Source organism: Bradyrhizobium sp. 164, from assembly GCF_023073715.1.
In the GTDB taxonomy this organism is placed as follows: Bacteria; Pseudomonadota; Alphaproteobacteria; order Rhizobiales; family Xanthobacteraceae; genus Bradyrhizobium.
The window spans coordinates 290,172-309,874 of the sequence record NZ_JADPKA010000066.1 but is presented as its reverse complement, the minus strand read 5'-3'; the positions used below and the strand labels follow the sequence as shown (position 1 = coordinate 309,874).

Here is a 19,703-nt window from a genome sequence, read left to right as displayed (position 1 = left end):
TCTAACGACGGGCCCGCGGCTACGATGGCTTCAGATGGCTTGGAGCGGCACCACCGAACCTGCTATCCACCCGGCTATCCCAGCGGGCTCCGTTAACCAGTCGTCGCCCGCCCATAAGGCAGTCCCCAAATTGCTAGATGTCGGCGGAGAAGTGGTTAACTGCCCACCCCAACGAGGGAGACGCGGCACTCGCTCTTTTAGGAGGTATCGTTCGGAGCGTGATCGCCAAGACAGCCCCAATGCAGGCACCGGCGCCGGCTAGGCCGATCGAAAGGGGGCCGACCGAGTCGACCGTCGCCTAGATCCTGGTCTCCGCGTCCGCCTGCCGCTCTACCGGCAGGCGCGAATTGTGCCCACTGAGCTCGGCCCAGCGTAGGCAGACCGAGGCAGGCAGCTTCAACCCCGTCCGTTGTATGAGCGCCTCCTTTTCAAGCATTGGCGGCGGCCCAAGCTATCCGCCGACGAGGCGATGATGCCGGTGTTCGAGCCGCCGTGGGGCACCTCAAGACTGGTCAGCTCTGGACCTAGGCGGCGGACGACCGGCCATGGAGCTAGGCCGATCCGCCGGGCCTCGCCTGTGTCTTTCAACTAGCGCTCCGTTAGTGGCGCACGCGGGGGTAACTTCTACGAACTTGCCACAGCGGTCCTGCTCCCGTTGTCGGCGAAGCGCTCAAACCCGTCGAAAAGGGCATCGGCGGCCGCAGCGCCGAAGAGCACTGTTCGCTCGGCAACAGAAGAGCCGGCCGCTTGAGAAAACCTGGAGGGCTGGCTCCGTGCAGAGCACGCGTTGATCAGCCAAAACAGCAAGCTGGCCGACGCCGCCGGAACGGTCTGACGCGCTTCACCGAAGATGCGGCATCGAGTTCGACAACAGCGCGGCCGAGCGCCGTTTATGCCGCCGGCCGAACTATGCCGGGTCGTGTCGTTTTCCCCAGATTTCTCGCTGACTGGCGTTTGGTCGGTTCGGCATAGTTCGTTCTGTGCCTCCGCTTTCAACAGCGGAGAACAGGAAGATGGAAGTTGAAGAGTACTTGGGCAGAAGCCGGCTGTACCGGCGTCTCAGAGGCGGGCTGCACGGACAGCTCGTCGAGCGCTATGCCGCTCGTCTCGTCGAAGAGAGGCTCGTTCGGCACGGCGCGTGGCGTTGGCTCGTGGTTGGCGGGCTCCTGAGTTGGATCGCAGGCCGTCGCTATGAGCTGGTCGATCTCGATGAGCAGGTCGTTGAGCGGTACCTCCGGACATCGAGGCGGGGGCAGTCTATCCAACACGGTGAGCGGGCCGCGCTCAAGCGATGGCTCTCGGTGCGGCGCGAGGAAGGGCGCGATCGCGCCGTTGGTCCTGCCGCCTCTCACCCCGCATGAACGGATCTTCAAGGAGTTCGATGCCTACCTGGGATCAGAGCGCGGCCTAGCTGTGGAGCCTCAAGAGGTTGTCCTCGGTCAACCCGAGCCTGCTGATTGGCGTTTGAGAGTTTATACCACCGTGGGGTCGGTGCCAGTTTGTATTGGTGCAGTCAGATCGGCAGCTTTGGGCACGCCGATCTGACGTGGGATAGGCCTGAGCGTAAGCCCATTCCCGAAGCGCGGTCTGAATGAAGCGCTCGGCCTTCCCGTTTGTTCGCGGCGTGTAGGGCTTGGTACGGATGTGCTTGATGCCGAGGTCCCGGCAAGCGTCGCGGAAGGCAAAGGACTGGTAGCAACTGCCATTGTCGGTCATGACGCGAGTGACGGTGACGCCGAGGCTTTTGTAATAAGCCACAGCTGCCTTGAGAAACGGAACGGCGCTGTCGGCCGTCTCGTCGGACTTGATCTCAGAGAAGGCAACGCGGGAATGGTCGTCAATGCAGACGTGGACGATCCCAGCTGGGCCCCGGCTCTTGTTTGGACCACTCCGATCGCCGGTGATGCGGTGGCCGACGCGCTCGAAACGCCTGAGCTTTTTGATGTGGATGTGAATGATCTCGCCCGGGTTCTCGCGCTCATAGCGGCGGTCCGGCTCGGCCGGCTCCAGATCCCCTATCCGGTTCAAGCTCAAACGGCGAAGAACACGGCTGACGGTGGCCGGTGACACCTCGACTTCGGCTGCGATCTGCCTGCCGGTGTGGCGCTGCCGGCGCAAGGTCTCGATGGCCGTGCATGTGGCTGGCGGAGTTTGGCTCGGCGATGAAACGGGCCTTGAGGAGCGATCACGCAACCCCGCCACACCATCTGCGCGGAACCGCTTGACCCACTTGGCGACCGTCTTCGGCGTCGTGTTGAACAGGTCAGCCGCGGCGGCCTAGCTCAACCCGCCTTCCACCACGCTTCGAACCATCGCCTCTCGACCTTTGGGCGTCAAAGGCGCATTCTTGTGCACGTTCATCTGGTCTCTCCTTGGAACACTGAAGCTTCGGAACCTCAGCTTCCTCGGTTCAGACCAGATGGACAACCTCCTGACAGACCACACCTAGCGCGATGTGCCGGTCGTTGCGCGCCTTTCTCCGTTACCTCCACCATCGGGGGCTGAACGCGCGCCCGTTGGCGGATTGAGTTCGATCGATGCGACGGTGGAAGCTTGCAAATCTGTCTACTTATCTGCCTGCCGCTCAGGCGCGGAAGGCTCTCTCGACGGTTGCGACCGAAAGACGGTGATGGGACGGCGCGACTACGCCATTCTGTTGTTGCTGGCCAAGCTCGGCCTGCGGGCCGACGAGGTCGCGACGCTCGCCCTCGATGATATCGACTGGCGCGCCAGCGAGATGCTCGTTCGCGCCAAGGGCCGACAGCGTGCACGGATGCCGATACCGCCAGACGTTGGCGCGGCCATCGTGCATATCTGCGCAATGGCCGCCCAAAGTCGTCCTGCCGGACAGGCGCGCGGCCTGCGACCCGCTCACACGAGCACCCTGCCAGCGACCGCGACGACGTTCGCGAAGACGCTCGGCAAGACGGTGACGGTCGGCGAGCCGCGTGCCACGCACCGGCGAACTCGTCGGCCCTATAAAACCAGAGTTCGCATGCCATCCAAGCTCGACCCGCATATTGCTGCGATCGAAGCCTGGCTCGCAGAGCAGCCGCAGCTGACGGCGCTCGCAATTGTCGGCCGGCTGAGCGAGAAATACCCCGAGGAGTTCGGAGAGAGACAGCATTCGATGTGCAACGTCTGCTGAGGGCGCTCAGACGGAGGGCTGCCGAACCGTTGGTCGCCCAGGGCCCGCTCCGTGACGCCACGACCGCTGCCCCATTGCCCGGGGTTATGGACGGCTCGGGCTATGTAGGGCCCGACCCGCCCACAGCCCCTCTCGTCGAGCAAGCCGGGAAAGCCATCTGGCACGGCCGATCAATCGACATCGGATCGTCATCGGCAATGGCGCCATCAGGGTAACATTCGCAGATGCGGCAATACGGGGGGCAATATTGCAAGCCGAAAGACATCGCCCGTCTTTGAAGGCCAAAAGCGTGTCACCGCACGTGCTGAGGCACAGCGCTGCGATGGAACAGCTGCAAGCCGGCGTCGACTGCTTCGTGATCGCGCTGTGGCTCGGTCATGAATCGGTCGAGACCACGCAGACGTACCTGTACGCCCACCTCGCGCTCAAGGAAGCTGCCCTGGCGAAGCTCAAGCCATACGAGCGCGGCGAGCGAACCCGCTTCCAGCCGAACGACCGCCTACTCGCCTTCCTCGAGGCGCTCTGAACGACCAGACTATGCCGAATGGAATGGGGTTGCCCTGCGCGCGATCGACGGTGCCGGCGTGATAACAGCGCGCTATACCAAATCCGTTCGGCATAGTTCGGCGGGCGGCATAAATCTGTAAGCTGAACGAGGTCGATCCATTTCTGGGATCGTCAACGGCCCGGCAGCGACATCGATGAGCTGCTTCGGTGGGCCTATTGTCGCAAACGCATCCAGCTGTGGTCTGAAAAACGCATAAAGCGCATTGAGACTGCGCGGTGTCGTTACGAAAAAGTGCGAGCCGTGCACCGCGTGTGATGAAGGTTCAGATTGGCTTTGCCACAATATTTATTGTGGCTTTGAATAAACCAAAGTATGCGAATGGAAATATTAACTGGCGGATTCTGCGCATCGCCGCGAGTGTCGGACCGCAACCAACGGCAACTATTCCACAGAAATCAATCGCGCCGGGCGATAATATTCTTTGTTTTGAATCGAGGACGATTCACAATGCGGTCCTCTACGCATTTCCACAACTTAATTTGTATTCGAGTGAGTGTGGCAGGTGCAAGCCAGAATCACCCCGGCGTAGCCTAGTTGTGGTCCCAAAAAAGCCCACGGCACCCAGCCAATAGTCGCCTCGACGATCATCACGTCATGGTTGGTCCAATAACTAAAGTGAATAGCATGTTGCTTGGGGAAGGCCCCTTCCGGGTCGAGCACATGCGGATGGACATCAAATCAGGAGAACAGGTAATGGCAGTTAACGACGGTTCAGTGAACGCGCCCGTTGGGTCGGCGCAGCTTCCGAGCTTGCTGGAGACCTATGGTGCGAACCGGCCGGCATGGAATGTCGCGGGGGTGGACTATCACGTCGGCGTACCGACGGGGCTGACGCTCAAGGATCCGGCAACGATCTCGATGGCAGGCGTGTCTGTTGACGCGGCTCAGAAGAGCATCACGGTAACGGGCAGCAACGTCACGCTCAACGGTTATGATTTCGGCGGCTGGGCCGTCGAGACCACGGCAGCGAACACCACCCTGACCAACTCGAACTTCAATGGTCTAAATCCAGGCGGTCCGCAGAGCAGCGTCATCAGCGGTACGTCGTCGTCCTCAAATCTGCATATCGCCAACTGCACCATTGATGGTCTGAGCGGCGGCGGGCATGCCGAATTCCTCGTCGAAATGGAAGGGCCCGGCCTCACGATCGAATATTCGTGGCTGAAGAATTCCAACTCCGACCTGATCGGCCGCCATGGCCAAGACGGTGGCGACATCACGATTCAATATAACCTGCTGCAGCAGGCTGGCATGGGTGGCTCAGGCACCCACGGCGACTATCTCCAAGTCTATGGTCCGACCATCGATTCGACCCACATTCTTTACAACACGGCGGTCCAGGATGGCGGTACGACCCAGGGCTTCATTGCCGACAACACAAAGTCAGGCGAGTTTGCCGGCAACACACTGATCGGCAGCGTCAGCTCCTGGATGTCCGTGTCCGGTCCAGGTACCGATCCGGCCAACCTGACCAGTCAATTCTCCACGCACGACAACTATTTTGATATAAGCAAGGCGTATTTCTTCAACTATCCGGCCGTCGGGCCGGACGATGCCTACTCCAACACCAGCTTTATTCACAACGTGAACATGGTGACCGGCCAGGTCGAGCAGGATGCCAATGCGCCTGCTTACACTGGGCCCACCTACACAGCGCCAAGCTCGCCTGCTCCGAGCGCCCCTGCTCCGAGCGCCCCTGCTCCGAGCGCCCCTGCGGCGCCCGTTGTCGCCTCTTTTTCGACCGACAGCGGCGTCGCCGGTGACGGGGTGACGAACGACAACACCATCGAGCTCAAAGGCGCCGCTGCGGCCAACAGTACGGTGACGGTCTATGATGGTTCAACCAAGATCGGTACGACCACTGCGAGCTCAACGGGCAGCTGGGACTACATCACTCAGGTCCTGAGTGACGCCAAGCACACGCTGACGGCGACCGCGACCAACGCGTCGGGCCAGACCAGCGTGGCCTCGGCTGCGGTGGCTGTCACCGTCGACACGAAGGCACCAGCTGCACCGACGATCGCGAAGGATACCGTGAACAGCAGCAATCAGACTGTCGTGTCAGGGAGCGCCGAAGCGAACAGCACGATCAAGGTATATGACGGCACGACGCAGGTCGGTACTGCGACGACCAATTCGAGCGGCGCGTGGAGTGTCACGACTTCCGCTCTGTCGGCCGGTTCGCACGTGCTGACGGCGAAAGCCACGGACCTTGCGGGCAACGTGAGTGCTGCGTCAGCCGGCGTGGATCCGGTGATTGGTTCTGGAACATCGGGCTCAACCGGCTCGGGCACGTCCGGTTCAGGTACCTCGGGTACAGGTACCTCCGGCTCCGGCACGTCGGGCACAGGCACGTCGGGCACCGGCACCACTGCGCCTGCCGCACCGAAAATCGCGTCTTTCTCGACGGACAGCGGTGTCGCCGGTGATCACATTACCAACGACAAGGCGCTGACCCTGGCGGGAACTGCGGCTGGCAACAGCACGGTCAAAGTGTTCGACGGCACGACCCAGCTCGGCACCGTCACGGCGGATGCGAACGGGGCGTGGCACTACTCGACTGCTGCGTTGCCTGACGGCAAGCACAGCCTCACTGCGACGGACACGGTTTCTGGCGTCACCAGCAAGGCATCGACTGCGGTGGATGTCACGGTGGATACCGCAGCTCCCGATGCTCCGGTTCTGCTCAGCGATGTGACTAGTCATCATCGTGCGACGGTGATCGGAACGGCCGAGGCGGGCAGCACCGTCAAGGTCTACGAGGGGACGACTCTGCTTGGCACGGCGCCGACAGGCGCCGATGGACATTTCAGTGTGACGACCTCTGGCCTCAAAACCGGATCTCACACGTTCGTCGCCTCGGCCACCGATGCAGCCGGCAACACCAGCGTCTTGTCGCAGCCGATTGATCCGCCAATTGGCTCGCACGGTGGCAACGGCACCTCGACCGTGGAACTCACCAACGTGCGTCCGCACTGGGATCACACCGCGACAATCAAGGGCACTGCCGATCCCAACAGCCAAATCAAGCTGTTTGACGGCACGACGTCGGTCGGTTCGGTCACGGCGAGCGACAACGGCAAGTGGAGCTTCCACACCTCCGATCTGTCAGGCAAGAGCCACGCCTTTACGGCGCAGCAGGTCGACGCGACCGGCCACGTGGCTGGGACCAGCTCGGGCGAGGCGATCATCGGCACGGGCCGCAGCAATACGCTGACCGGCACCACAGGCAATGACATCATGGTCGGAAAAAGGGGGGCGGATACCTTCGAGTTTGCGTCGAACTTCGGCCACGACGTCATCAAGGACTTCGCTGCCCGCGGGCCTGCTCACGACACGATCGCGTTCAGCAAGGGCGTGTTCGACAGTTTTGCGAGCGTTCTCTCCCACGCGGCCCAGTCAGGCCACGACGTCGTCATCGCGACGGGGAGCGACACGCTCACGCTAAAGAACACGCAGCTCGACAAGCTGAACAGCCATGACTTCCATTTCGCGTAGTCACGTGTTCGGCGACACGGTGTAGCCACCAATCTGCGGTGCAGATCATGGAAGGCGGGGAATAGTCCCCGCCTTCCTTTGTTCTGGCTGCCTCTATTGTGATCTACGCGTGAGCGGCTTCGCGGCGTTCGCGGGATCGACGCCCGGACAGATCGATACGCGCGGCTTTAGCCGGTGACGCTTCGCGCGATGGTCATTCTCGGACCTGCCGCGATAAGCAACCGAGCGCCTCGGGTCGCTACACTTTCTTCGCTCCGATCAGACAGTCTTGTTCGTCTCCAATCGCGATAAGGCCACGAATACGCGAAAATAAATAAATTAAATAGGGGTACAGGAGTCGGCCTCGCACTCAGATGGGCTCGCTGGGCGTTTAAGCAAACGATTTCTGTGGGCTGAGGCGGTGCCGCAATAGAAGCCTGTTGAGACTCGCTGTCCGGCATGACATCAGAGCAACTCGCGACGATTTAATCGACTGAAAATCGCGCGATTATTGCAGTACTGTGCCTTGATGTGCTGGTTAAAAAAAACCTCAGCCCGGCCCCCATCTGGTCCCAAAAAAGCCCATGGCGACCGGCACCTGAGACCAAGCTGATTAACCTTGAGGTAGTAGATACAGGTCGCCACGACATCGCCCTTCGCGAACGACTCCGTAGTGGCGTACGTGTCGAAGAAGCTGAGAGAGCAGATTAAATGGCGGGATGGCCATCATGTCACGCTGATACCGGCAGGCGACACGCTTAAGTTGGCCAGGGCTCGGTGCGTAAAATCGACCTGACTTCTACTTCGCGTAACAGTAGCTCGACGACAGGGAAATCAAACTCGGGACTGCCTTGGTGATCTTCTTGGGGATCGTCACATAAGGCGCGTTTTCAAGGGCGGGAGTCATGACAAACTTTGAACGGTGGGGGGTAATCCCTCTGCCAGCAAGCCGTTATCGGATCCAACTTTCGCATTTGACGAGGTTGGGGGTAGTCGCAAGACAGTGGGCGGAAGAGGCCGAACTGCGGACGCAAGGGCCGATCGCCTGGGCAAAGCACCTCGTCGAAGTCTTGCGGCTACGACTGTTCTCCGGTCTCCCGCGGCCGACTGGTGACTATGATGAGTCGCAGTCGGAGATGACGGTTTTCCTGCGGTCTTGCCGTCGGATATTCTGGGCTCTCGCGGCCTTCAGCGGCATGAGCAATCTCCTCATGCTCACCGGCTCGTTTTTCATGTTGCAAGTCTACGATCGGGTGCTGCCCGGGCGCAGCATACCGACGTTGATCGCCTTGATGGTTCTGGCTGCGGTGCTTTACCTGTTTCAGGGCGGGCTCGACCTCGTCAGGAACAGGATCAGCGCCCGGGTCGGCCGGTATTTCGATGAAAAGCTCGGCGTTCGCATATTCGACGCGCTCGTTCGCCTGCCCTTGAAGACCAGGGCCGATGGCGATGGCTTGCAGCCGGTGCGGGATCTTGATCAGGTCCGCAGCTTCCTGTCGAGCGGAGGGCCGACGGCGCTGTTCGATCTGCCCTGGATGCCGATTTATCTCGGCGTTTGTTTTCTGTTTCACTTTTGGATCGGAGTCACTGCGCTGGCCGGCGCGCTGGTGCTCGTCGGCATTACGATGCTCACGGAAACCCGGACGCGGGGGCCGGCCAAGGCGTCCTCGCGCCTCGCAGTCTCCCGAACGGCACTGGCGCTCGAGGGCCGACGAAATGCCGAGGTTCTGCAGGCCATGGGCATGCGGCAGCAGGCGGCGCTGCGTTGGCGGGATGTCAATGCGAAGTATCTCGCGGCCCATGAGCGGGCCAGCGATGTCGCAAACGGGCTCGGGGGCGCCTCCAAGATCTTCCGAGCGATCCTGCAATCGCTGGTTCTTGCCGTCGGCGCAGTCCTCGTCATCAACCAGGAATCGACGGCCGGCGTCATCATCGCCGGATCGATCCTCACCGCGCGAGCCTTGGCTCCTGTCGAAATGGCCATTGCGAACTGGAAAGGGTTCGTCGCTGCACGGCAATCGGGACAACGGCTCGATGCTTTGCTGAAGCTTCTGCCCGGCGAGGAGGAGCGGCTGGCATTGCCTCCTCCTGTTGAAACTCTCACCGTCGAGCATCTCTATGTTGGCGCGCCAAGCTCGGAGAGGCCCACCGTCAATGAAGTCTCGTTCCAACTACGGAGCGGGCAGGCGGTTGGAATCATTGGGCCGAGCGGATCTGGCAAATCGACGCTGGCGCGTGCGCTGGTGGGGGTATGGCCCAGCATTCGAGGCCGGATACGGCTGGACAACGCCGCACTCGATCACTGGTCTTCTGACGCCCTCGGCAAGCATATCGGTTACCTGCCTCAGGACGTCGAATTGTTCGACGGCAGCATCGCGATGAACATTGCGCGTTTCGATCCGCAGGCGACAGCCGCCGCTGTTCTGGAGGCCGCGCATGCGGCGGGCGCGCACAATCTCATCCTTTCGCTTCCGGACGGCTACAGCACCAAGATTGGCGAGGGGGGATTGGCGCTGTCCGCCGGACAGCGGCAGCGTATCGGACTCGCGCGTGCCTTCTACGGCAAACCCTTCCTGGTCGTGCTCGATGAGCCTTCCTCCAATCTCGATGCCGAGGGCGAGGAGGCCCTGACCGAGGCGATCCTGAACGTGCGCCGTCGTGGCGGGATTGTCGTCGTTGTCGCGCATCGTCCGAAGGCGCTCGAGGGCGTTGATCATGTCTTGTGCCTCGGGGAAGGCAGGGTTCAGTCCTTCGGCAAGAGAGAGGAAGTCCTGAAGAAAGTGTTGCGAACTCCTGTACCGCTCAAGGTGGTCGCGGAAGCTCACGGAGGCAGCCGATGAACGGCGAAGTGGCACCGGCGATGCAGTCCATCCAGCGTTACATGATCGTCGGTATGATCATGTTTGGTCTGGTGACATTTGGGATCGGTGGTTGGGCGACCACGAGCCAATTGTCGGGCGCCGTAATCGCCCAAGGGGTGGTCGTGGTGGATTCGAGCGTCAAGAAGGTTCAGCACGCCACTGGCGGGATCGTGGGGGAACTGCGCGTGCGCCAGGGGGATCGGGTCAATGCAGGCGACGTTTTGATTCGTCTCGACGAGACTCAGACGCTGGCGAATGCGACGATCGTCACGAACAGCATCGATGAGCTGCTCGCGCGACAGGCTCGCCTCGAGGCCGAGCGCGATGGTGCCGAGCAGGTCGTGTTTCCTAAGGTGCTGCTCGACCGGGCCAAGGAGAACAACTCCGAGGCGAGCCGAGCAATTACCGCGGAGCGGAAGCTGTTTGACCTGCGTCGCCAGGCGAGGAGCGGCCAAAAGGCACAGCTGCAGGAGAAAAGCGCGCAGCTGGAAAATGAGATCAAGGGCTATACGGGTCAGACTGAAGCCAAGCAGAAGGAGGTCGATTTTATTCGCCAGGAGTTGGAAGGCGTGCGCAGCCTTTGGCAAAAGAATCTGGTGCCGATCACGCGGCTCAATTCCCTTGAGCGCGATGCCGCCCGCCTCGAAGGCGAACGCAGCCAGCTGGCTGGCATGATTGCTCAATCAAAGGGCAAGATCTCCGAAATCGGACTCCAGATCATTCAGATCGATCAGGACCTGCGGACGGAGGTCGGCAAGGACCTGATCGACACGCGCTCGAAACTCTCCGAGCTGGGCGAGCGCAAAACTGCGGCGGTTGACCAGTTGAACCGAATCGATATCAGGGCTCCACAATCCGGACGTGTCCACGAGCTCAGCGTCCACACGGTCGGGGGGGTGATCTCTCCCGGCGAGCAGATCATGCTGATCGTACCTGATGCGGACTCGCTTGCGGTCGAGGTCAAGATCGCACCGAAGGATATCGACCAGGTCTATGTGGGGCAAACCGCGACAATGCGTTTCGCAGCGTTCAACCAGAAGACCACGCCCGAAATCGACGGAGAGGTCAGCATGGTCTCGGCAGATATCACTCAGGATCAACGCGCCGGCACGAGTTACTACACGGGCCGCGTCCTGCTGAAGCCGGAAGAGCTGGCGAAGCTCGGCTCGGCCAAGCTCCTGCCAGGCATGCCAGTGGAGGTCTTCATCAAGACGTCAGGTCGGACCGCGCTGTCCTACCTGCTCAAGCCGCTGCAGGATCAGGCGGGGCGGGCATTCAAGGAGCGCTGAGGCATTGCGGAAGATAGCAGCGCTCGGTTGCACGCAATCGGGGCCGATGCCTCCTATCCGTGGAGTCGGCGCTGGAGCCAGCCTCCGAAGGCACGGCCTGTCCGGATGCGTCCGCATTAGGCGGGCCCGGCCCACGAAAGCTCATCACGAGCCGAGACCAAATCTGCGGCCTGGTTTGAAGACCCAACCGCGGCGTTCCGGTGATGTCAGGTCGCCGCACGAGACTGAGCGGCGCGAACATGGTGAGGTCGCGCCAGCTCCAATCAAACGCAGTAGATCGCGCGATTTTCGACGGATCGATCGTGGCGGATGCCTGCTGCCCTTGAGCGAGACGACCGATTGCTCGACCGATCGTCCCCTCAGGACGTCCATTCGCTTGGCGTACAGGGTCATCGCCGCTATGCTGGCAAGTATTATGGTTTCAGCCCCCAGAATGACGAACAGCTCACCTGGCATTTTAAGTCATTCCTACCTGAGAAATGCCAGTTTGAACGTTTGTTTCGATGGAAAACTAAATTCGTAACCACGATTATACTTTAGATCAAGTTGCCGCGGCTCCGGATAGGCTAAGCGCGTTCCGTGTTGAAATTTAGAGGCGGAAGCTGACCGCCGCTCCCTCGGGCACGCCATGCGCCCCGAGCAGGACTATTGCGCTCCCGATCATGTCGGTTTAGTCGGGTTTACGTCGACGCCTGATTATCCAATAGGCCGCATAGGCAACGGCGGCGATCGATAGCCCCGCGCCCGCGACCGGTCCAGGGGCGCCCTGTGCTGTTCCCTGACCGACGTAGGTGTAGCTTTGGTCAGGAGGAAAGAACAGAGTAGCCGTGAAATAGACGCCGGCCGGCACCGCTGCGGCCATCGTGAGGAAAATCGCAAGGACCCACCCCGGTAACGTCATATCTATTCTCCTTCACTTTCGCAGTTAAATATAAATATTTTCGCGGTATTTAATAATCAAATTTAAATGGCGTCAATATAAATCTTAGATGGATGCTTGTAGATAATACGCGCGCGACGATTTGACGCCGATGCATCAAAGCCCCGATGTCCGAGCCGGAGGGTTGAGTGCCCAGGAGTCCGCTGTCAATCACGCGGGACGATCTTGAAGTTCAGTCCATGGGAGCCGTTCTGCATTGCAGCCCAAGCTCTCCGCCACGTCGATGACGGGGGTGATGTGTCGAACGAATCCAAGTTCGCGAAGAAATCTCGACCACAGATAATGAAACACCGTCCAAGCTATCGGTTGTTGTGTGTACACTTCGCCTCGAAACACGACGAACGAGCGATCGGTTCCTGTTGCCAGATGTCGAACGAGATTTCGGTTCGATCCGTCGGGAGTAAGCTTAGCGACCTGCAATTGACAGGACGCTCTGTTGGCTCGGATAATCAGAGTGCCAGTCGTAATTTCATTGGTCGCCACGACGCTGAAGTGATTTCGTTCGAGGAATCTAACAAGATCCTCCCTTAGCTGGCCTGGATTTTCAAATGGTATTGCAATCTTCCATCCAGTGGCCAGCAACAGGACGGCGGCGATAAACCACTTAAACCGGGCGGAGGAGATCACGCCTTACCCCCAGCATGCAGAAGCCGACCGTCAGGCCCAGAATGGTCGTGTTCGCGACCGCCCCTCCCCACCAACTATGGAACAGGGCGTAGTGCCATTGGCTCAACCCCATAAAGCTTATACGAGTGACATTCACCGCTACGACGGAGAAGCAAGCCATCAAACACCAGAATAGATCGTAAGCAGATTTCTTGTGGCTGACTAACTGGCTCACAGTTACCCAGCAAAGAAACGCAAGCGATACGTTCGCGAGCGAGGAACAGCCTGGCAGAATGACCAGAACGCCGGAAGCGTCGGCAAATTCGACGACGTCGCCGTTGCGAGGGGTGCGCAATATCCAACCAACGAGTGCGGCGTCGATCCGCAAAATTAGCTCAGCAAAGAAATGAAAGAACAGCCGGCTCCAAAGCATGGGCACGGTAACGGCCAGAAGGATAAGAGCGCCGCGCCGCGACGAGGAGGCATCGGACGTTTTGATGACGTAGAGACTGAGCGCGGTTACAGCCAGCCAGCTGGCTGGACCTACCGGTAGAATGGCGAGCAGCACAAAGGCCGCTCCCAAGACGAGTTCTGAAGAGCGAATCCCAACCGTTCGGTCTTGAAGAACGAAGGAAACTCCAGCGGCACATGATATCCAAACGATTACACTGATCTCGAACGTGCCGAGAAGCGCATCTAGCCATCCAAGTCCATGGACCGATTGAATGACGCGGGATGCGAGGCCACTGGCGCAGCCTAGAGCAAATAGTCCCGCGAAGAATCCACCACGAGTCAGGTCCTTCACCAGCGGCGATGCGCAACTACCAAGTATCGGTTCATCCGAAGCAGTCATAATGCAGTGCCTTGTGTCGCTTCAATCTAGCCGTGAAGGGCTCCGACGCCAACCGGAGTGCCATTGAGAACCCATGAGGTCTCTCCAAGAGCTTTGCGCAAGCCGCCGTCCAGCTCGGTCCGGCACTTCGGTGCGTCAGTTCGACCAACCAGCCGCCAAGCGACTGTGGCGTGGGCGCGTTGGCTATTCAGGGCACTGCTGCACACGAGGCTGCACGCAACGGCATTGCCGCATAAGCCTTGCCGCCGCGACATCCGGACTACCCCACTGCCTTGAAGGTCGCGACCTGCATCACCCATGCCGCAGAGCCCTGGAGAGATGCTGTCGCACTGTAGCTACCCGTTGCGGTTACGAACCGGTCCTGGGCAATATCAAGGTCAGGCGTTGTAATGACACGCGTGGTAAAGCCGCTGCCTGCCGCAGTGAACCCACCCGTCGTCGTTCCGGCACCAAAAATGAGCTCATGCGCGGTCGAGGTCGTTACCGCCCCGGTGCTGGCTGAGCTGCTGGTGCCGGCCGCCGAGGCTCCGATATCGAACGGATTGATGAGAGCGAGACCGCTGTACTCCAGAGCGCGAATGTCCACGTATTGAGTCGCAGTGTTGAAGGTCACTGCCACGGTGTTGGTGCCGGCGGCGGCTTGCTTGATATTCGGGGCGTAGTAGATGGCCTGGCTGATACCGCTGCCTCGCGCTGTCGGGACGGCGAGCTGATAGACATTGCCGGCCGAGTCCGTGACGGACGTGATATTCGACGTCGTGTTATTCCATCCGATCACGAGGATGTTCGTATTCCCTGTCGTCTGCGCGTTCGTGTAGGCGACCGATACCTGGGTCTGGTTGGTTTGCGGGGTGGCGGAAGTCACCTGGACGAATGCTAACGGTGCCGAGGTCGTGACGGCATTATAAGTCGCAGTATAGGTCGCACCACCGACGGGGGCTGTGATGATGTGATCTTGAGTGCCGCTATCCGACCACGATACGAAGTTGTAGGTCGTGCTTCCGACGGTCGCGTTGCGCGCTTCGATCTCATGATTGAAGCCGATCAACGTGTCATAGGTGAACGGCGTCGTGCGCGCGATGCCGTCCAGATACAGTGTTAATCCGGCAGGCGACGTGTTGAAATTGAGATTGACCTTATCGGGGAAGATCGTGACGGATTGGCTCGACTGCAGCCCGCTGGAATCGGTCACGGTCAGCGTTATTCGATACCGCGTGAATCCGCTGAAATCGTGCCCGGAGGTCGGGATCGTGAACGTGCCGCTGGTCACGCCGGTGATAGGAATACCCGGATGAACATGACCTTCGTGGAGGAAGTCGATATTCCAGGTATAGGCACTTGCGGGGAGTGTACCATCTTCGGCATCCGTCGCGGTGCCGCTGAATGTGATCACGTTGCCGGCCCTGAAGGTCGCGCCATCGGTCGGCGCAAGGAGGCTGACAACGGGACTATTACCGACGCTGATTGCGATCGGAGTCGACAGCGTGGAATTGACCCCGTCGGAGACCGTCAGCCGGGCCTGATACGGGCCCGCGACCGTATATGTGTGTGACGGGTTGGCCGCGGTGGAAGTCACGCCGTCACCGAAGTTCCACGAATAGGTGAGAGGCTTTCCTTCCGGATCGGATGAACCGTTGCTGGAGAAGTTGACGGTGAGCGGGCTTGGCCCTTTCGTTGGTGATGCCGAAGCCGTCGCTACCGGGGGCAGATCCGATTGAATGAATTCGATGCGGCGGATTTTGCTTACGCCGAACGTGCCGCTGATATCGGAATAGCCGAGGTCGACATAGTAAAGCGCACCATCGGGGCCTTCGGTCAAGTAGACAATGTCGCCGTAGGGGCCATCTACCGAGCCGTCGGCTGGCTCGAAGTTGAAGACGCCGGTGACGTTTCCGTTGGCATCGAAGGTGAGGCGCTTGATCCAGTTCTGAGTGTAATCCGCGAAAAAGAAGCTGCCCTGATAGCTGCTTGGGAATTGTGTGCCGTGATAGACAAATCCAGCGACGACTGCGGCGTCGCGTCCATTGTGCGGGTAGTAGTAAGCTGGTGCAGTGTAGGCGGGATTCCCGTTCGGAGTTTCTACGTTCGGCCAGCCGTAATTGGCACCCTTCGCTCCGATGTCGAGTTCCTCGATTGCGGTTGAATAGGCGTTTCCGCCGACATCGCCAATGATCAGCCGCCCCGTGGGCGCGTCGTAGTAGGCGCGGAAGGGATTCCGCAGACCAAGCGCCCATACCGCATCGTAGTTCGGTCCGCTGCCATCATAGAACGGATTATCGGTGGGAACGGTGCCGTCCATGTTATATCGCAGGATCTTGCCGCGCGGCTTCGTGAGGTCCTGCGATTCGCCGGCCTGAAAATGCTCCCCGGTCGTGAGCAGGATCTTGCCGTCGTTGCTGAAGTTGATAGCTCCACCGTGGTGTTCGGCATTGGCAATTTCCGTATCCTGATAGATGACGAACTCACTGCCGGGAACGGTGCCCGTCAGCGCTGCGTTCGCTGTGAAGCGCGAGAAGCGATCCACGTTCGGTGTGCCCAGCGTGTAGAAAATGTAGTAGTAATGATTGGTGTTGAAGTTGGGATCGAGTGCAATGTCATAGATGCCTTGCTGTACGCCCGCCGAGCCGATGTTGGTGAGTTGCAGGAAGGGCGTTGGATCTGGCGTGGTATAGGGCGGCGGCAATATCTTCACTGTGCCCGCAAGTTCCACCACCAGCATGCGGCCGTCGGGCAGGAATTTGATCGCGGTAGGTAGATTGAATCCCGTCGCCAGGATTTCGTTCTGGAAAAAGCTGCTGTTAGCGACGTTGACGGTTATCGGTGCTGACAACGTCGCATGTCCGTCTATGTCGGTCGCCATCGCAGCAATAGTGTGCGCGCCGTTGCTTGCCGTCCGCGTGTCCCATACAAGAGCGTATGGATCGGTCGCATCGGGGGAGCCGGTGGCCACATTGTCGATATAGAACTGCACATTGGCGATGCCGGTGTCGTCGGTTGCATCTGCAGTCACATTGACGATGCCGCTAACTTGCGCCCCATTGATTGGGGAATCTATCAAGACCTGCGGTGATCCGGTCGTCGGGTTACCGACGGGCGTCGTCATGTCCGATTGCACTTGGGCCAATGTCAGCGCGCGGTTGTAGATCCGCAGATCGTCGAGCGCTCCCTTGTAGAATTGCGCGGTCGAGGCATCCGCTCCGATGCGCATGGGATTTCCGCGCGCCGTGATCGTTGCCGACAGCGCCTGCGTGTTGACGAGGGTTCCGTTGACGTAGGTCTTGACCTGCGCACCATCGAAGGTGATGGCGAGGTGGGACCACTGGTTGAATGGCAAAGTGGTTCCTCCGGCGGCGACGAGCGCGCCGCTGGACGTCCCAATATAGAAATCGGTCTGATTGCCGCCGCGCAGTTCGAGTCCATATTGGTAGTAAGGCGACGACATAGTCGTATTCCAGAACTTCCCGATCACAACGGAGTCGCCGCTCGCGAGTGCCTGGGGATTGATCCACATCGACAGTGTAAGGGCATTACCGGAGATGTTCGTCGAAGCAGAGTTTGGAATGGAAATGAAGTCGTTGACTCCGTCAAAGCTCGCGGCGCGGCCGTTCTTGCCGGCTATCCAAGCAACGCCGTTGTTGAGTGTCGCTAGGTTCGACTGCCCTGAGGAGTCGCCCGCAGTCGTTCCGGATCCTTCATCGAACGAATAGGCAGCAACCAAACCCGGTGTTTGAGTGTTCGATACCGTGATGCTGACGGGTAGCGAAACGCCGGTGTTTCCGGAGTTATCCCGTGCGCGCGCCGTGATCGTGTGGACGCCATTGGCAAGCGTCGACGAGTCCCAGCTGATGCTGTAGGGCGACGTCGTGTCTTCCCCTCCGCCGACCGCGACATTGTCCACCAGGAAGGTCACGCCAGCCACTCCGACATTATCGGATGCATTGGCACTGATTGTAATCGTACCAGAGACGGTCGCAGATCCCGTCGGCGCGGTGATCGTGGCGGTGGGCAATGTCGTGTCGGGCGTCAGCGTCGTGGCACTGGCCGGCGCGGATTGTCCGGAGAGGTTCGATGCCGCGTCCCTCGCCCGCACGGTATAAGTGTAGGATGTGCCTGGCGACAGGCCGGTATCGCTGAACGTGGTCGTTGTCGGGGTACCAACTTGCGCACCATTGCGGAAGACCTGATAGCCGGTGACCGCAACGTTGTCGGTCGAGGCGTTCCACGAAAGATTGATCTGCGTTGTCGAAGCCGCGGTCGCCACCAGGCCTGTAGGAGTAGATGGCGGCGTAGCGTCCTGGCTGGCAGACGTCGTGAATGTGGCGTTTGAGCCGATCCTTTCGTTTCCGGCAGCGTCGATCGAACGGACGCGGTAATTGTAAGTAGTGTTGGGAGCAAGGCCGGTTAGCGCAACGCTGTGTGCCGTCACCAGGGCCGTATCTAGCGTCGTCGACGATCCGTAACCGGTCGTCAGCCCATACTCGACCCGCGAAGTCGCAGCTTCATTGGTCGTCCATGTGACTCGTGCGGTGCTGCCGGTAATATTCGTTGCCGTCTGCCCGGAGATCGTTGGTGCGGTTGTGTCGAGCACGATGGTATCTGTTGCCGCCGCGGACCAGTTGCCAGCGGCGTCCATGAACTGGACATAGACCGTCTTGGTGCCTCCCGTTGCGTTCGACAACGTCCAAGCCTTAGTCGGGGCGAAAGCTTCCGCCGTCGAATACGAACTCCCGCTGTTCGAGAAGCGCATCTGCTTGACGGAAGTCACTGCATCGGTCGCAGTGAGCGTAAGCGTGACTGAGGTGCTGTTGGTTGCCGCGGCGCCGCCGTTGATTGTCACCGTACCGGTCGGCGCTTGATTATCGACCGTAACGTTGACCGGCGTCGAAGTGGTTATGTTGTTGGCAGCATCGCGTGCCTGCGCGGTCAGCGCATGCGAGCCGTTCGATGCCGTGGTCGTGGTCCATGAGACGCCGTACGGCGAGGTGGTATCCTCCGTACCGACCAGGGTGTTGCCATCGAGCAAAAACTTGACTCCGGCAACGCCGATGTTGTCCGACGCGCTCGCTGCGAGACTCACGGTGCCGGATACGATCGAGGCGGGAGGCGTGAAGGACACGGTCGGGGCAATCGTGTCTGCCGTTCCGGCGAGGGGAGTTGCCATATCGGTTTGGATCTGATCGGGGGTGAGCGCATGATTGGCGATGCGCACGTCATCGATAAGGCCAGGAAACTCGAATCCTGCACGGCCCGGCCGACTTCCGATATTCACGTTGGCCATTGAATTCTGCTGGGAACTCGTGACCGTGCCGATCAACTGTCCGTTGTCGAGGACGCCATTGAGATAGACGTTCAAAGTTTGGCCAGCGGCGTCATAGACGCCGGCGACGTGATACCAAGTGTTGGGCTGCAACGCCGTCGCGCCGTAGCGGAACATCTGTCCGCCCGAGCTGTTGGTGAGCTTGAATCCGATCGTGCGAGGTCCAGTGTCCGCGGTGATGTCAAGCTGGTATCCGGATTCGCCCCAGGTTCGCTTGGATACAACGGGCGCATCGTCAGCGGGGAACGAGCGGACGTAAACCCACGCACTGAGAGTCATGCTGCCAGTCAGTTGCAGCGCAGTCGGATTCCCGAGATCGACGAAGTCGTTCACGCCGTCGAGTGCGACCGCATTGCCGTATCTTCCGGCTGTGAAGGTCGCACCGTTCGTGAGCGTGCCGACGATGCCGTGACCGGATGCATCTGCCGTTGTGGTGCCCGAGACCTCGTTGAAGGCGTAGCCTGCGGTGATGCCAAGAGGATCCGCGGCGAGCAGCATGCGCGGCTCGAGCGTCTCGATGATCAGCGGCGAATGACTAGCATCGCGTTTGCCATCGACGATCGTCTTGCGATCGCTCCTCGCGCTGCCGTGAATGCTCCGTCGCGCCAGATGGCCGAAAAAGCCCCAGGAACCCGACATCGTTG

7 protein-coding genes and 2 pseudogenes are annotated in these 19,703 nt (G+C 60.1%); 5 read left to right on the top strand and 4 right to left on the bottom strand.

The genetic code is table 11. The features are described from left to right. Positions 1-1,407 precede the first annotated feature (1,407 nt). A pseudogene (locus IVB01_RS21580) lies at positions 1,408-2,361 on the bottom strand (IS481 family transposase). A gap of 268 nt (positions 2,362-2,629) precedes the next feature. Here IVB01_RS21580 and IVB01_RS21575 point away from each other — a divergent pair. The 5 genes and pseudogenes from IVB01_RS21575 to IVB01_RS21555 all read left to right on the top strand — a co-directional run bounded on the left by IVB01_RS21575 (position 2,630) and on the right by IVB01_RS21555 (position 11,343). Beyond that, positions 2,630-3,148, top strand: coding sequence for a tyrosine-type recombinase/integrase (locus IVB01_RS21575; RefSeq protein WP_247494844.1), 519 nt, complete (start codon positions 2,630-2,632; stop codon positions 3,146-3,148). Between the two features lie 268 nt (positions 3,149-3,416). Next, a pseudogene (locus IVB01_RS21570) lies at positions 3,417-3,674 on the top strand (tyrosine-type recombinase/integrase); the annotation flags it as partial. 735 nt (positions 3,675-4,409) lie between these two features. After that, positions 4,410-7,214 carry an Ig-like domain-containing protein gene (locus IVB01_RS21565; protein WP_247494843.1) on the top strand — a complete coding sequence of 935 codons (2,805 nt, stop codon included), beginning with the start codon at positions 4,410-4,412 and terminating at the stop codon, positions 7,212-7,214. 1,115 nt (positions 7,215-8,329) lie between these two features. Continuing rightward, a complete protein-coding gene (locus tag IVB01_RS21560; protein ID WP_247494881.1) occupies positions 8,330-10,033 on the top strand; it encodes a type I secretion system permease/ATPase in 1,704 nt (567 codons plus the stop codon). Beyond that, positions 10,030-11,343: an HlyD family type I secretion periplasmic adaptor subunit gene (locus tag IVB01_RS21555; RefSeq protein ID WP_247335781.1), complete on the top strand. Its 1,314-nt coding sequence runs from the start codon at positions 10,030-10,032 to the stop codon at positions 11,341-11,343. Before IVB01_RS21560 ends, IVB01_RS21555 begins: the two co-directional genes overlap by 4 nt. Positions 11,344-12,013: 670 nt before the next feature. Here the strand turns inward: IVB01_RS21555 and IVB01_RS21550 are convergent. The 3 genes from IVB01_RS21550 to IVB01_RS21540 all read right to left on the bottom strand — a co-directional run bounded on the left by IVB01_RS21550 (position 12,014) and on the right by IVB01_RS21540 (position 19,698). Next, the gene (locus IVB01_RS21550) at positions 12,014-12,244 is read right to left on the bottom strand and encodes a hypothetical protein (RefSeq protein WP_247335783.1); all 231 of its coding nucleotides are present in this window, start codon (positions 12,242-12,244) and stop codon (positions 12,014-12,016) included. A 643-nt stretch (positions 12,245-12,887) separates the two neighbouring features. Further along, positions 12,888-13,742: a hypothetical protein gene (locus IVB01_RS21545; protein WP_247335785.1), complete on the bottom strand. Its 855-nt coding sequence runs from the start codon at positions 13,740-13,742 to the stop codon at positions 12,888-12,890. Positions 13,743-14,001: 259 nt separating this feature from the next. After that, positions 14,002-19,698 carry a LamG-like jellyroll fold domain-containing protein gene (locus tag IVB01_RS21540; protein WP_247494842.1) on the bottom strand — a complete coding sequence of 1,899 codons (5,697 nt, stop codon included), beginning with the start codon at positions 19,696-19,698 and terminating at the stop codon, positions 14,002-14,004. Positions 19,699-19,703: the final 5 nt, after the last annotated feature.

What these genes read in the sequence shown, in the direction of transcription:
- IVB01_RS21560 (WP_247494881.1), top strand. Translation starts at nt 8,330, where the DNA reads ATGACGGTTTTCCTGCGGTCTTGCCGTCGGATATTCTGGGCTCTCGCG.
- IVB01_RS21545 (WP_247335785.1), bottom strand. Translation starts at nt 13,742, where the DNA reads ATGACTGCTTCGGATGAACCGATACTTGGTAGTTGCGCATCGCCGCTG.
- IVB01_RS21565 (WP_247494843.1), top strand. Translation starts at nt 4,410, where the DNA reads ATGGCAGTTAACGACGGTTCAGTGAACGCGCCCGTTGGGTCGGCGCAG.
- IVB01_RS21540 (WP_247494842.1), bottom strand. Translation starts at nt 19,698, where the DNA reads ATGTCGGGTTCCTGGGGCTTTTTCGGCCATCTGGCGCGACGGAGCATT.
- IVB01_RS21555 (WP_247335781.1), top strand. Translation starts at nt 10,030, where the DNA reads ATGAACGGCGAAGTGGCACCGGCGATGCAGTCCATCCAGCGTTACATG.
- IVB01_RS21575 (WP_247494844.1), top strand. Translation starts at nt 2,630, where the DNA reads ATGGGACGGCGCGACTACGCCATTCTGTTGTTGCTGGCCAAGCTCGGC.
- IVB01_RS21550 (WP_247335783.1), bottom strand. Translation starts at nt 12,244, where the DNA reads ATGACGTTACCGGGGTGGGTCCTTGCGATTTTCCTCACGATGGCCGCA.